Genomic DNA, 11802 nt, shown 5'->3' with positions numbered 1-11802 from the left:
GGACGTCTACTTCCCGTGCGTGACCGCGTAGATCATGACGAACGCCACGATGTGGATGCCGAAGAGGAAGTACGCGAGGTACCACCACACCATGCGTTCGTTCTTCTTTTCCTGGGCCAGGCGGCGGGACTCCTGTTCGTGGCGGAGCCGGTCCAGGGGGTCGGGGGAGTCGGGTGAGCCGCCGGGGGTGCCGGGGTCGTCGGCGGCGTAGGTCATTGCTGCTCCCGGTGGACCTTCGTGTTGGACGCCTGGGCTCGGGGGCGGACCACGAGGAGGTCGATGTTCACGTGGGGCGGGCGGGTCACCGCCCAGGTGATCGTGTCCGCCACGTCCTCCGCCGTCAGCGGCTCCGCCACGCCCGCGTAGACCTTGGCGGCCTTCTCCTCGTCGCCGCCGAAGCGGGTCAGCGCGAAGCCCTCCGTCTTGACCATGCCGGGGGCGACCTCGATCACGCGGACCGGGGTGCCGACGATCTCCAGGCGCAGGGTCTCGGCGAGGACGTGTTCGGCGTGCTTGGCGGCCACATAGCCCGCGCCGCCCTCGTACGTGCCGTGGCCCGCCGTGGACGACACGACCACCACCGTGCCGTCGCCGCTCGCCGTGAGGGCCGGGAGCAGGGCCTGGGTGACGTGCAGGGTGCCGATGACGTTCGTCTCGTACATCTGGCGCCAGTCGTCCGGCGAGCCCGTCGCCACCGGGTCGGCGCCGAGCGCCCCGCCCGCGTTGTTCACCAGGACCGCGACCTCGCGGAAGGCGGTCGCGAAGGTGTCGACGGCCGCGCGGTCGGTGACGTCCAGTGCGTACGCCGTCGCGTCGTGCCCCGCTGCCGTCAGCTCCGCGGCCAGCGCCTCGATGCGGTCCTTGCGGCGGGCTGTCAGGACGACCCGGTGGCCGGCCGCCGCGAGGCCGCGTGCGGTCGCCGCGCCGATGCCGCCGCTGGCGCCGGTGACGATCGCGATACCGGGCTTGCGGGGCGTCGCTTCAGCGGCGGACATGCGGGCTCCCTCGGGTCGTGCGTACGCGGTTCCGTCAACGCGCGTACGTTGTTCGGTCAGCATAGGCGTGAGCTTCCCGGGGGTGCCGGGCGGAAGGCTCAGTGCCTGGTGCCGTGCCCGCCTCAGTCCCCGCGCGGCGCGTACATGATCACGGCCATGCCCGCCAGACAGATCAGCGCCCCGGCCACGTCCCAGCGGTCGGGGCGGTAGCCGTCCGCGACCGCGCCCCAGGCGATCGAACCCGCCACGAAGATGCCGCCGTACGCGGCCAGGATGCGGCCGAAGTCGGCGTCGGGCTGGAGCGTCGCGACGAAGCCGTACGCCCCCAGGGCGATGACTCCGGCGCCGATCCACACCCAGCCCCGGTGCTCCCGCACGCCCTGCCAGACCAGCCAGGCACCGCCGATCTCGAACAGGGCGGCGACGACGAACAGCGCGGCGGAGCGGGCGATGAGCATGGTCAACAGGGTGGCATGCGGGGGTTTGGGGGGTCTGGAGGGGCGGTCGGTGGCATGGATGAGGTGCGTTTCGTTCTGCTCGCGGTCGTCGTGGAGGTTGTCGTGCGGGTGCTCTGTGTGGGAGCCGTCGTCCTGGGCGCGGTGCTGTGGGGGAGCGGGGGTGCGGTGGCCGGCGGGGGGACGGGGCCGGAGGCGGACGTCGCGTACCACGGGCAGGTGGCCATGACCCGGGGGCTCGCGGCGGTCTCGCTGACGCCGGAGAACCACGGCCCTGACGGCGTGCCGGGCGCGACCGTCCGGCTCGTGTGGTCCGTGCCGCTGGAGGACGCGATGCGGCTGCCGGACTCCTGTGTGCGAGCCGGTGAGCGCGGCGTGCTGTGCCGCACGGGGGCGCTGCCGGCGGGGGGCCGGGGGGAGCGGCTCGCCCTCGCGGTCCGGCTGCGGGGGGAGCCGCGGGAGGTGACGGTGACCGTGGGCACCGTCTGGAACGGTGGCGCGGTCGACCGCAACCCGCGGAACAACGAGCACACGGTGCTGGTGCTCGACACCGGGGACTCGTACTACTTTTGACTGCGTCTGACTGCGTCTGGCTACTTCTGGTCCGCCGTCAGGTCCAGGCGCCAGTTGTTGCACCGCATCCAGTGCCCCTTCGGATACTCCATGTCCTCCTCGCCGAGGAGCGTGAAGCCCGCCTTGCGGCACACGCCATTGGAGGCGGCGTTGGCCACGGAGGGGCACGCGTGCAGGTGGCGGTGCAGGCCCGCGCGGCGCGCCTCGGCCACCACCAGGCGCACCGCCGCGCCCGCGATGCCGCGGCCCTGGCACTCCGGCACGACTCCCCATCCGGCCTCCCAGATGTCCTCGCCCCGGTGGGTGGTCTCCCAGAAGCCGACGATGCCCGCGCTCTCGCCCTCGGGGTCCGTCACGATCCGGAACATCCGGCCCCGGTCGTCGAGGCCCAGATAGCGCCGGTGCCGGTCCACCAGCTTCTCGTGGGTCTCGGGGCCGCCCAAGTGGGCCGTCATCTCCGGTGTGTTGTGCCGCACGAGCAGCTCGAAGTCGCCCTCGGACCAGGGCACGAGCCGCACGCTCGATGTCTGTGCTCGCTCCGTTGTTCTCTCCATGTCCTCACGGTAGGCGGAGGGTCTGACAACGCCTCATCCCGGCGCGTACGCCGTCGGCGGCACCCCCACCGTGGCTGTGAAGTCCCGTACGAGATGGGCCTGGTCCGCGTACCCGAGACCGGCCGCGAGGTCCGCCCAGTCCACCGCCGCCGCCGATTCCGCGCGCTCCAGGGCCTCGTGGATGCGGTACCGCAGGATCACCCACTTCGGGCCGACTCCTACGTACGCCGAGAACAGCCGTTGCAGCGCCCGCACCGACAGGCCCGCCTCGCGCGCGAAGTCCCCGACTCGCCGGATCGCGCGGTCGGCGCGGATGCGGTCGGCCAGTTCCATGGCGAGGTCGGCCTGGGGGTCGGGGGTGGGGCCGTGGCGCAGCAGGAAGGCGTCGAGGGCGGCCACGCGCGCGTGCTCGTCGGCGGGGCCCAGGACGGCGTCCGCCGCGGCTGCCTCGCTCACTGCGCCTGTCTCGCCCGCCGCGCCCGCCGCGTCTTCCTCGCCCGCCGCGCCTGTCTCGCCCGCTGCGTCTTCCTCGCCCGCCGCGTCCGGCCGCACGTCTTCGAAGACCTCGGCCAAGGGCACTTGGAGCCCCGTCAGCTCCGCGACCGCGCGGCCCGGCGCGAACGGGCGGAAGCCGCCCGGCCGGAACTGCACCCCGCACACCCGCCCGCGCCCGGCCAGCTCCTTGCTGAAGAGCCCGAGCCCGACGCCCGCCACCTCTCCGAACGGCCGCCGCCCGGGCAGGTCCTGGAAGACGACGTTCACCGACGGGTGCGGCACCACGTGCGACACGTACGGCTCGGGGAGGTCCCAGTCGATCAGCCAGTAGTGCTCCAGGTAGGGCCGCAGTGGCTCGGCGGGCGCGTGGCGTCGGAAACGTACCCGGGTCAGCAGGCCGGAGGCGTCGACGATGCCCCGGGTGTCGCGGCGGGGAGCGGCAGGCATGGCGCGATCTTAGGGCGAGGGTCCGACAGCGGGGGCGTACAGCGCCGTCCGGCGGCGGGGCCCGCCCCGCCCGCCTCGCCGTCCGGCGGCTGTCGCGTTTGTTCAAGACGCGCCGCGCCCCCGCCGCCTACCGTCGCCCCATGAACACCACCCACAAGACCGGCGATCTGCTCGGCATCGCCGCGGCCCACGCCCTCCCGGTGGTCCGGAACCTCCCCGACGACCGGCTCGACGCCCGCACGCCCTGCGCCGAGTACGACGTGCGTGCCCTGGTGAACCACCTCTTCCACGTCGTCGTTCAGTTCCAGGAGCTGGCGGCCAAGCGGAACGCGGACTTCGGCGGCGATAAGCCCGACTACCTGGCGGGCGGCGCCGACTGGCGCGAGCGGTTCGCGGCGGAGACGGAGAAGCTGGTCGCCGCCTGGTCCGCGCCCGGCGCCGACGAGGGCCGCACCGGCGCGATGGACATGCCGGCCAGGACGGTCGGCGCGATGGTGCTGCTCGATCTGACGGTGCACGCGTGGGATCTGGCCCGGGCGACCGGCCAGGAGTACGCGGGGGCCTCCGGCCAGGAGTACGCGGGAGCCTCCGGCCAGGAGCACGCGGCCGGTCAGGGCATGGGCGACGTCGTCGGCGTACTGCGCGAAGCCGTCGCCGAGCTGGCCCCCACGGCCCGCTCCATGGGCGTCCTCGGGGAACCGGTGCCGGTCCGCGAGGGCGCGTCGGGCTTCGAGCGGCTGCTCGCGGAGACCGGCCGGGACCCGTACTGGAGTTGAGCCGACCCGGCAGCCCCCGCAGCCCAGGAAGCCCTACCAGGCGCCCCGCTCACGGCGCCCGCCGGCGCCCGCTCAGCTCACGGCGCCCGCAGCGCCTCCACCGCGATCCGTGCCGCCGTCCCGATGACCGCGTCCGCCGACGGCAGCGTGGCCGCGGTGCGGGCGGCGCGGGTGAAGACGGCGACGGCGTAACGGCCGCCGTCGGGGTACTCGACGACGCCCACTTCGTTGCGCAGCGTCGGCAGGCTGCCGGTCTTGCCCGCGACGTGCACGTCGTCGAAGGGGAAGCCCGCGGCGAGGCGGTGCGGCCAGACCTGGAGGCCGAGGACGCGGCGCATGGCCGCGCCGTGTTCGGGGGTGCAGGCCTCGTCCCGCCACAGGGCGCCGAGCAGGCGGGTCATGTCGCGCGGGGTGCTGTGGTTGGTGCGCGCCGGGTCCAGGGCGCGCAGGCGCGCGATGACGTACGGGTCGGTGAGAGCCTGGGCGCCCTCCGGGCCCGCGTCCTCGCGCATGGACGCGAACAGCTCGCCGAAGGTGTGCACGGCGCGGGTGCGGGTGAGGCCGAGGCGGGCCGTGGTGGCGTTGACGGCGTCCAGGCCGACGCGCTCCAGGAGGAGTTCGGCGGCGGTGTTGTCGCTGACGGCCATCATCAGGTACGCGGCGTCGCGCAGGGAGACACGGACCGGGTCGAGCATGGCGGCGAGCCCGGTGGGGCCCGAAGTGCGGCCGTCCACGGGGCACTCGACCTGTTCGGTGAGGTCCAGGCGGCCCGCCGCGGCCTGTTCGTACAGCGTGACGAGTACGCACAGCTTGTGGACGCTCGCGGTGACGACGGGCTGGTCCGCGCCCGCGCCGAGTTCCGCGCCGGAGTCGATGTCGAGGGCGTGCAGCCGGCCCGTGACGCCTGCCTCGGCGAACGCTTCCTGAAGGCGGATGACGGTGGTGCTCGCAGCTTTGGTCACAGCCAGTACTCCGCGGTCGGGCGCAGGTGGAGCGGGCGCGGGGGTGCGTCGGCGGTCGCGGCGGCGGTGCTCCGCAGGGCGTCGGTGACGGACTGCGCGAACGTCGCGACGGCGGCGTCGCCGCGCCCCTTCGGCCAGGCCACCGAGTGCCGCCAGGCCAGCGGGGCGCCCGCGAGGGGCCGCCAGACGATGTCGGGATCCGCTCCCGCCGCGTGCGGGGGGTGCGCGTCCTTGGGGCTGAACGCGACAGCGTGCGAGGACAGGAGCAGGCCGCGGACGAAGCTGGCGCCCTGGCCGTGCCGGACGGCGGCGGGGGTGTAGCCGTCGCGGGCGCAGGTGGTCAGGAGGTCGTCGTGCAGGGCCGGGGCGGCACTGCGGTGGAAGAGGACCAGGTCGTAGCCGGTGAGCGCGGTGAGCGGGACCTCGTCGAGGGCGGCCGCGGGGGCGCCGCGCGGCAGCAGCACACCGACCTCGCGGCGCAGCACGGGGCCGAGTTCGAGCCCGGCGACGTCGCAGGGGTGGTGGATGAGGCCGACGTCCAGGTCGTGCGCGGCGAGCTGGTCGAGCTGCTGGGCGGTGGTCAGCTCGCGCAGCTCCAGTTCGACGCCCGCGTGCCGCTGCCGGAAGTCGGCGAGGAGCGCGGCGACGGTCTCGCCCGCGATGTCCGGCGGGAGCGCGGCGCGCAGCAGGCCGCTCTCGCCGTCCCGGATGCGGCGGGCGGTGGCGAGCAGCGCCTCGGACCGGGCGAGCAGTTCGCGGGCCTCGTCGAGCAGCAGCGTCCCGGCCTTGGTGATGGTCACCTGTCTGCTGGTGCGTTCGAAGAGGCGTACGCCGAGGTGGCGTTCCAGGCGCTGGATGCGTTGGGACAGGGGTGGCTGGGCCATGCCGAGGCGCTCCGCGGCCCTGCCGAAATGTGACTCTTCTGCAACAGCCACAAAGCACTCCAGGTGCCGCATCAGGTCCACAAGCAGCGACGATATCGCGGATTAATGAATGCGTAAGTGATATCGAACTTGGACATAGGGTGCGAGGCGCTGTACTCCTCGGGGCATGACCTTGCTCTCTTCGGTACGTCGCCGACGCACCGGGCGCGGCTGGCCCGGCGTCCTGGTGGTGGGCCTCGCTCTTGCCACGGGCTGCTCCACCGCGGACGATTCCGGCTCCCCGGACGATTCCGGCTCCCCGAAAGCGGCAAGCACCTCTTCCAAGGACGCGCCCAGCGGTACGTCCGCCGCCGACACCCGCGAACACCTCCGCGTGGACGGCACCCCCCGCTCGTACCTCCTGCACAAGCCCACCGCCCCCGGCCCGGGCCCCCGCCCGCTCGTCGTCGCCTTCCACGGGCGCGGCGCCGACCCGGCGGAGATGCGCGAGCTGTCCGGCCTGAACAAGGCGGCCGAGGCGCGCGGGATGCTGGTCGCCTACCCCGAGGCCCTGCGCAAGGCGTGGGGCGCAGGCGCCGCGCCGACCCGGCAGCGGCCCGCCCCCGAGGCCGACGTGCGGTTCACCGAGGCGCTGGTCGACCAGCTGATCCGGACGCGGCAGGCCGATCCCCGGCGGGTGTACGTGGTGGGGTTCTCCAACGGCGGGTCGATGGCGCTGCGGGTGGCGGCGGAGCGGCCGAAGCTGGTGGCGGGGGCCGTGTCGGTGGCCGGTCAACTGCCCACCGGGCGGGCGGCGGTGCGGCCGAGCGGGCCGGTGCCGGTGATGATCGTCTACGGCGCCAAGGATCCCGTACGCCCCGTCACGGGCCTGGAACGTCCGGGCCCGGCACCCAAGGGCCAGGAACCGATCATGGCGACCAGGTCGGCCCGCGCCAGCGCGCAGGCCTTCGCCACGGTGGGACGCACGAAGGCCCCCGCCGAGCAGTCCCGGAAGGGCTACGACCGCACCGTGTGGCGCCCCGGCCCCGGCACGGTCCCCGTCGAACTCCTCGTCGTGCGCGAAGCGGGCCACACCTGGCCCGGCACGCGCGTCACCCCGCCCAAGGGCTTCGGCCCCGCCAGCAAGGCCCTGGACACGACGGGCACGGTGCTCGGCTTCCTCAAGGACCAGGCACCCCGTCCCGCCGGCAAGGACCAGGCCTCCCGGCCCGCCGCCAAGGCAACCAAATCCCCGGAGCGTACCGACCGATGAACAAGACCGTCCGCCGCACCGCCGTCTTCTGCGGCCTGCTCGTGCTCGCCCTGCTGGTGCGCGCCACCTGGGTGCAGTTCGTACGCAGCGACACCCTCGCCGAGCACGACCAGAACCGGCGCGTGAAGATAGCGGCCTTCGGCCAGCCGCGCGGCGACATCATCGTCGGCGGCGAGGCGATCACCGGCTCGGTGGCGACCCCGGGCTCGGACTTCAAGTACAAGCGGACCTACAAGAACGGCCCGATGTACGCGCCGGTCACCGGCTTCTTCTCGCAGGCTCAGGGGCAGACGTTCCTGGAGGGCGTGCACGACGACCTGCTGACCGGCAAGGACAGCCGGCTGCTCGGCTCGCCGGTCGACGCGCTGACCGGCGAGCGGCCCAAGGGCGGCGACGTGGTCACCACCATCGACCCGAAGGCGCAGAAGGCCGCCTACAAGGGCCTCACCGACCTGGACGCGAAGGGCGCGGTGGTCGCCCTCGACCCGCGCTCCGGCAAGATCCTGGCGATGGCGAGCACGCCCTCGTACGACCCGTCGGTGTTCGCGGGGATCTCCGGCAAGGACGGGCGGGCGTTCAAGAAACTGGAGGCGCGGAAGGACAAGCCGCTGAACAACCGGGCGTTCCGCGAGGCCTACCCGCCCGGCTCGACCTTCAAGATCCTCACCGCGGCCGCCGCCCTGGAGCACGGCACGGTCAGCGACATCAACGCCTCGTCCGGCGCCCGCTCCCCCTACCGGCTGCCGCAGAGCTCGACGGAGATCGGCAGCGTCGTGCCGGACGCGCAGTGCGACAAGGCCTCGATGAAGACCGCCATGCAGTGGTCGTGCAACAACGTCTTCCTGGACGCCGCGTTGAAGACCGGCAAGGACAAGATGCGGGAGACGGCGGAGCGGTTCGGCTTCAACAAGGAGCAGTTCATGCCCGTACGGACCGCCGCGAGCGGCTATCCGGAGAAGCTGGACAAGCCGCAGACCGCGCTGACCGGCATGGGCCAGGGCAGCGTGACCACCACGCCGCTCCAGATGGCCATGGTCACCGCGGGGCTCGCCAACGACGGCAAGGTGATGAAGCCGTACCTGGTCGAGGAGTTGCGCGGCGCCGATCTGTCGACGATCGACAAGAGCGAGCCGGAGGAGCTGGAGCAGGCCGTCTCACAGGACACGGCGCGCTCGGTGCAGCAGATGATGGAGTACACGGTGACCGACGGCACCGGATCCAAGGTGGCGATCGACGGCGTCACGGTCGGCGGCAAGCCCGGCACCGCGCAGCACGGCGCGGACGTGCGCGACGAGCGGCCGTACGCGTGGTTCGTGTCCTACGCCAAGCAGAGTGACGGATCGTCACCGGTGGCGGTCGCCGTGCTCGTCGACCCCGAGGACATGGACATCTCCCGCTCCGAGATCGCGGGCGGCAAGCTGGGCGCGCCGATCGCGAAGGCGGTGATGGAGGCGGTCCTCAAGAAGTCCTGAGGCAGGCCCTGCCCGGTGTGGTGCTCTGGTGTGGGCTTACGGCCACACCAGGCAGTACGCCTGGTGCCCCGCGTCGTGCAGGCGGTGGCTGAAGTCCTGCCACTCGTGCAGGAGTTGATAGACGTTGAAGGCGTCCCGCGGGCCGCCGCGGTCGGGGACCGTGGACCAGATGAACGCCGCCGCGCCGACCGACTCCTCGCCGACGCCGCGCAGCGGGTCGACGACCGTCATGGGGAGCTTGACGACGGCGTAGTCGGGGTGGAGGACGACCAGTTCCAGCGGGGGGACCTTGTGCAGGGGTATGCCTTCGATGCCGGTGAGGACCATCGCGGCCATCGTCTCCGGCTTGATCTTGGTGAACATGCCGCCCATGCCCAGCTCGTCGCCGCCGAGCTCCTCGGGGCGCATCGAGATCGGTACGCGAGCCGCCGTGGCGCCGTCCGGGGCGCCGAAGTATTTGTACGTCACCCCCACCCCGCCGCTCCTGTTTCCCGCCCGGTCACGCTTGACCCTGTCCGGCGTCCGCTGCTCGGGGGCCGGGACCGCCTCTGCCTCTCGCCGGTGCTTTCCCCGCCGGGCACGCCGGGGACCCAGGCCGTCGGTCCCCTCGCCCAGTCCGCCACCGCGCTGCATATCTCCACCCGACTGCTTTTCTAGGGCGCCCGGACCCTGCCGCGCAACCCGATCATCGTGTCAGTGACCTCCCCCACGGTCACCCGCCGAAACGTGGGGTGAAACACCAGTCCACAGGATTTCCGCACATCGGACCCTGCCGGGGGTCGGCAGCGCGGAAAGCCGCCGCACAGGAGGCCCGGACACGATGTCCGGACCCTCTGACACCATGGTTCATGTGAGCTTCCCGTATAGCGCCCCAGTTTCGCAGACTCTTTTCGACCGTGCGGCGGCCGTGACGCCCGGCGGTGTGAACTCTCCCGTGCGCGCCTTCCGCGCGGTGGGCGGTACGCCCCGTTTCATGGTGTCCGGTACCGGTCCGTACCTGACGGATGCCGATGGACGTGAGTACGTAGACCTCGTGTGTTCCTGGGGACCGATGATCCTCGGGCACGCCCACCCCGAGGTCGTCGCGGCCGTCCAGGAGGCCGTCGCGCGCGGCACGTCCTTCGGCACGCCCGGCGAGGGCGAGGTCGCGCTCGCCGAGGAGATCGTCGCCCGGGTCGGCCCCGTCGAGCAGGTCCGGCTCGTCTCCAGCGGCACGGAGGCGACGATGTCCGCCATCCGGCTCGCCCGCGGGTTCACCGGACGGGCCAAGGTCATCAAGTTCGCCGGCTGCTACCACGGCCATGTGGACGCGCTCCTCGCCGCGGCCGGTTCCGGCGTCGCGACCTTCGGCCTGCCGGACACGCCGGGCGTCACGGGCGCCCAGGCGGGCGACACCATCGTCCTTCCGTACAACGACCTCGAGGCCGTGCACGAGGCCTTCCACACGTATCCCGGCGAGATCGCCTGCGTGATCACGGAGGCCTCGGCCGGAAACATGGGCGTGGTGCCGCCGCGGCCCGGATTCAACGAGGGCCTGAAGTCCGCGTGCGCGAAGAACGGCGCGCTGTTCATCTCCGACGAAGTCATGACGGGATTCCGGACAAGTAAAGCCGGATGGTTCGGAGTTGACGGGGTGACACCCGATCTCATGACCTTCGGAAAGGTCATGGGCGGCGGATTCCCGGCCGCCGCTTTCGGTGGCCGCGCCGATGTCATGGGGTATCTCGCGCCCGCGGGCCCGGTTTATCAGGCGGGCACCCTCTCCGGGAATCCCGTCGCGACGGCCGCCGGTCTCGCGCAGCTGCGGCTGCTCGACGACGCGGCGTACGAGAAGGTGGACGCCGTCTCCGCCGAGCTGCGCGCACTCGTGAGCGAGGCGCTGAACAAGGAAGGCGTCGCGCACCGGCTGCAGAACGCCTCCAATATGTTCTCCGTGTTCTTCGCCGACCGCGAGGTCCGCAATTACGAGGACGCGAAGGCGCAGGAGTCGTTCCGCTTCACCGCGTTCTTCCACTCGATGCTGTCGCAGGGCGTGTATCTGCCGCCGTCGGCCTTCGAGTCCTGGTTCGTCTCCACCGCCCACGACGAGCGCGCGGTCGAGCGTGTCGCCGCCGCCCTGCCGGCCGCCGCGCGCGCGGCGGCCGAGGCGACGAACTCCCCGGAGGCCACCGCATGACCGCGGCCAGCACGCCCGCCGGCGAAGAGCTGACCGTCGTCCACCTGATGCGCCACGGCGAGGTGCACAACCCCGACGGGATCCTCTACGGCCGGCTCGCCGGCTATCACCTCTCCGACCTCGGCCGGCAGATGGCCGACCGCGTCGCCGAGCACCTGTCGTCGCGGGACGTCACGCACGTCGTGGCCTCCCCCCTCGACCGGGCCCAGGAAACCGCCCTGCCCATCGCCAAGACGCACGGCCTCGACGTCGCCTCCGACGCGCGCCTCATCGAGGCCGAGAACGTCTTCGAGGGCAAGACCTTCGGGGTCGGCGACGGCGCCCTGAAGAACCCGGAGAACTGGAAGCACCTGGTCAACCCGTTCAAGCCGTCCTGGGGCGAGCCGTATATCGAGCAGGTCGTGCGGATGATGGGCGCGCTCGACGCCGCGCGGGACGCTGCGCGTGGGCATGAGGCCGTGTGCGTCAGCCATCAGTTGCCGATCTGGATCGTGCGGAGCTTCGTCGAGAAGCGGCGGCTTTGGCACGACCCGCGCAAGCGGCAGTGCACGCTTGCCTCTCTTACTACGTTCACCTATCGCGGCGACAAGATCGTTTCTGTGGGGTACTCGGAGCCTGCGCGGGATCTTGTGCCCAAGCATCTTCTGGCGGGCGCCAAGCCGGTCAAGGGAAAGAGCAAGGCATTTGGAGCCTGACTTTCCGTAGTTGCGCGGTCACGAAATGGCGGGCGCCCCTCCGTGAACAACGGAGGGGCGCCCGCC

Annotated in this window: 14 protein-coding genes; 6 read left to right on the top strand and 8 right to left on the bottom strand. The window is 72.3% G+C overall.

The genetic code is table 11. The features are described 5' to 3' along the window. Positions 1–6: 6 nt before the first annotated feature. The 3 genes from AC0KTA_RS16160 to AC0KTA_RS16150 all read right to left on the bottom strand — a co-directional run bounded on the left by AC0KTA_RS16160 (position 7) and on the right by AC0KTA_RS16150 (position 1453). Positions 7–216, bottom strand: a complete 210-nt coding sequence (locus AC0KTA_RS16160) for a hypothetical protein (RefSeq protein WP_481055816.1) — start codon at positions 214–216, stop codon at positions 7–9. After that, entirely contained in the window at positions 213–995 is a 783-nt protein-coding gene (locus tag AC0KTA_RS16155; RefSeq protein WP_481055815.1) for an SDR family NAD(P)-dependent oxidoreductase, read from the bottom strand. The genes AC0KTA_RS16160 and AC0KTA_RS16155 overlap by 4 nt, the downstream gene beginning before the upstream one ends. A 122-nt stretch (positions 996–1117) precedes the next feature. Continuing rightward, positions 1118–1453, bottom strand: coding sequence for a YnfA family protein (locus tag AC0KTA_RS16150; RefSeq protein WP_481055814.1), 336 nt, complete (start codon positions 1451–1453; stop codon positions 1118–1120). A 54-nt stretch (positions 1454–1507) separates the two neighbouring features. On the opposite strand from AC0KTA_RS16150, the gene AC0KTA_RS16145 reads away from it, so the two are divergent. Next, the gene (locus AC0KTA_RS16145; protein ID WP_481055813.1) at positions 1508–2023 is read left to right on the top strand and encodes a hypothetical protein; all 516 of its coding nucleotides are present in this window, start codon (positions 1508–1510) and stop codon (positions 2021–2023) included. A 20-nt stretch (positions 2024–2043) separates the two neighbouring features. Here the strand turns inward: AC0KTA_RS16145 and AC0KTA_RS16140 are convergent, their stop codons facing one another. Together AC0KTA_RS16140 and AC0KTA_RS16135 are read right to left on the bottom strand one after the other, a co-directional pair. Beyond that, positions 2044–2577, bottom strand: coding sequence for a GNAT family N-acetyltransferase (locus tag AC0KTA_RS16140; RefSeq protein ID WP_481055812.1), 534 nt, complete (start codon positions 2575–2577; stop codon positions 2044–2046). 33 nt (positions 2578–2610) lie between these two features. Continuing rightward, positions 2611–3519 carry a DUF6597 domain-containing transcriptional factor gene (locus AC0KTA_RS16135; protein ID WP_481055811.1) on the bottom strand — a complete coding sequence of 303 codons (909 nt, stop codon included), beginning with the start codon at positions 3517–3519 and terminating at the stop codon, positions 2611–2613. A gap of 140 nt (positions 3520–3659) precedes the next feature. Here AC0KTA_RS16135 and AC0KTA_RS16130 point away from each other — a divergent pair, with 140 nt between their 5' ends. After that, entirely contained in the window at positions 3660–4295 is a 636-nt protein-coding gene (locus tag AC0KTA_RS16130; RefSeq protein WP_481055810.1) for a TIGR03086 family metal-binding protein, read from the top strand. A 77-nt stretch (positions 4296–4372) separates the two neighbouring features. Here the strand turns inward: AC0KTA_RS16130 and AC0KTA_RS16125 are convergent, their stop codons facing one another. Next, positions 4373–5257, bottom strand: coding sequence for a serine hydrolase (locus tag AC0KTA_RS16125; RefSeq protein WP_481055809.1), 885 nt, complete (start codon positions 5255–5257; stop codon positions 4373–4375). Continuing rightward, entirely contained in the window at positions 5254–6222 is a 969-nt protein-coding gene (locus AC0KTA_RS16120) for a LysR family transcriptional regulator (RefSeq protein ID WP_481055808.1), read from the bottom strand. Before AC0KTA_RS16120 ends, AC0KTA_RS16125 begins: the two co-directional genes overlap by 4 nt. A gap of 85 nt (positions 6223–6307) precedes the next feature. On the opposite strand from AC0KTA_RS16120, the gene AC0KTA_RS16115 reads away from it, so the two are divergent. Both AC0KTA_RS16115 and AC0KTA_RS16110 read left to right on the top strand, forming a co-directional pair. Further along, positions 6308–7393 carry a CE1 family esterase gene (locus AC0KTA_RS16115; protein ID WP_481055807.1) on the top strand — a complete coding sequence of 362 codons (1086 nt, stop codon included), beginning with the start codon at positions 6308–6310 and terminating at the stop codon, positions 7391–7393. Then, on the top strand, positions 7390–8865 hold the full coding sequence (locus tag AC0KTA_RS16110) for a peptidoglycan D,D-transpeptidase FtsI family protein (RefSeq protein WP_481055806.1): 1476 nt from the start codon (positions 7390–7392) through the stop codon (positions 8863–8865). The genes AC0KTA_RS16115 and AC0KTA_RS16110 overlap by 4 nt, the downstream gene beginning before the upstream one ends. Before the next feature lie 36 nt (positions 8866–8901). On the opposite strand, the gene AC0KTA_RS16105 is transcribed toward AC0KTA_RS16110, so the two are convergent. Further along, the gene (locus AC0KTA_RS16105) at positions 8902–9339 is read right to left on the bottom strand and encodes a hypothetical protein (protein ID WP_030565229.1); all 438 of its coding nucleotides are present in this window, start codon (positions 9337–9339) and stop codon (positions 8902–8904) included. A gap of 367 nt (positions 9340–9706) precedes the next feature. On the opposite strand from AC0KTA_RS16105, the gene hemL reads away from it, so the two are divergent. Beyond that, positions 9707–11041, top strand: a complete 1335-nt coding sequence (gene hemL, locus AC0KTA_RS16100) for a glutamate-1-semialdehyde 2,1-aminomutase (protein ID WP_481056443.1) — start codon at positions 9707–9709, stop codon at positions 11039–11041. Further along, the gene (locus tag AC0KTA_RS16095; protein WP_481055805.1) at positions 11038–11736 is read left to right on the top strand and encodes a histidine phosphatase family protein; all 699 of its coding nucleotides are present in this window, start codon (positions 11038–11040) and stop codon (positions 11734–11736) included. Before hemL ends, AC0KTA_RS16095 begins: the two co-directional genes overlap by 4 nt. Positions 11737–11802: the final 66 nt, after the last annotated feature.

The organism is Streptomyces sp. Y309 (assembly GCF_056712025.1).
This window is presented reverse-complemented; position numbering and strand designations above follow the sequence as displayed.

Excerpts from the sequence above, each read along its gene's own strand:
- AC0KTA_RS16155 (WP_481055815.1), bottom strand. The coding sequence starts at position 995 with ATGTCCGCCGCTGAAGCGACGCCCCGCAAGCCCGGTATCGCGATCGTC.
- AC0KTA_RS16140 (WP_481055812.1), bottom strand. The coding sequence starts at position 2,577 with ATGGAGAGAACAACGGAGCGAGCACAGACATCGAGCGTGCGGCTCGTG.
- AC0KTA_RS16135 (WP_481055811.1), bottom strand. The coding sequence starts at position 3,519 with ATGCCTGCCGCTCCCCGCCGCGACACCCGGGGCATCGTCGACGCCTCC.
- AC0KTA_RS16145 (WP_481055813.1), top strand. The coding sequence starts at position 1,508 with ATGGATGAGGTGCGTTTCGTTCTGCTCGCGGTCGTCGTGGAGGTTGTC.
- AC0KTA_RS16110 (WP_481055806.1), top strand. The coding sequence starts at position 7,390 with ATGAACAAGACCGTCCGCCGCACCGCCGTCTTCTGCGGCCTGCTCGTG.
- hemL (WP_481056443.1), top strand. The coding sequence starts at position 9,707 with ATGGTTCATGTGAGCTTCCCGTATAGCGCCCCAGTTTCGCAGACTCTT.
- AC0KTA_RS16095 (WP_481055805.1), top strand. The coding sequence starts at position 11,038 with ATGACCGCGGCCAGCACGCCCGCCGGCGAAGAGCTGACCGTCGTCCAC.
- AC0KTA_RS16130 (WP_481055810.1), top strand. The coding sequence starts at position 3,660 with ATGAACACCACCCACAAGACCGGCGATCTGCTCGGCATCGCCGCGGCC.
- AC0KTA_RS16160 (WP_481055816.1), bottom strand. The coding sequence starts at position 216 with ATGACCTACGCCGCCGACGACCCCGGCACCCCCGGCGGCTCACCCGAC.
- AC0KTA_RS16115 (WP_481055807.1), top strand. The coding sequence starts at position 6,308 with ATGACCTTGCTCTCTTCGGTACGTCGCCGACGCACCGGGCGCGGCTGG.
- AC0KTA_RS16150 (WP_481055814.1), bottom strand. The coding sequence starts at position 1,453 with ATGCTCATCGCCCGCTCCGCCGCGCTGTTCGTCGTCGCCGCCCTGTTC.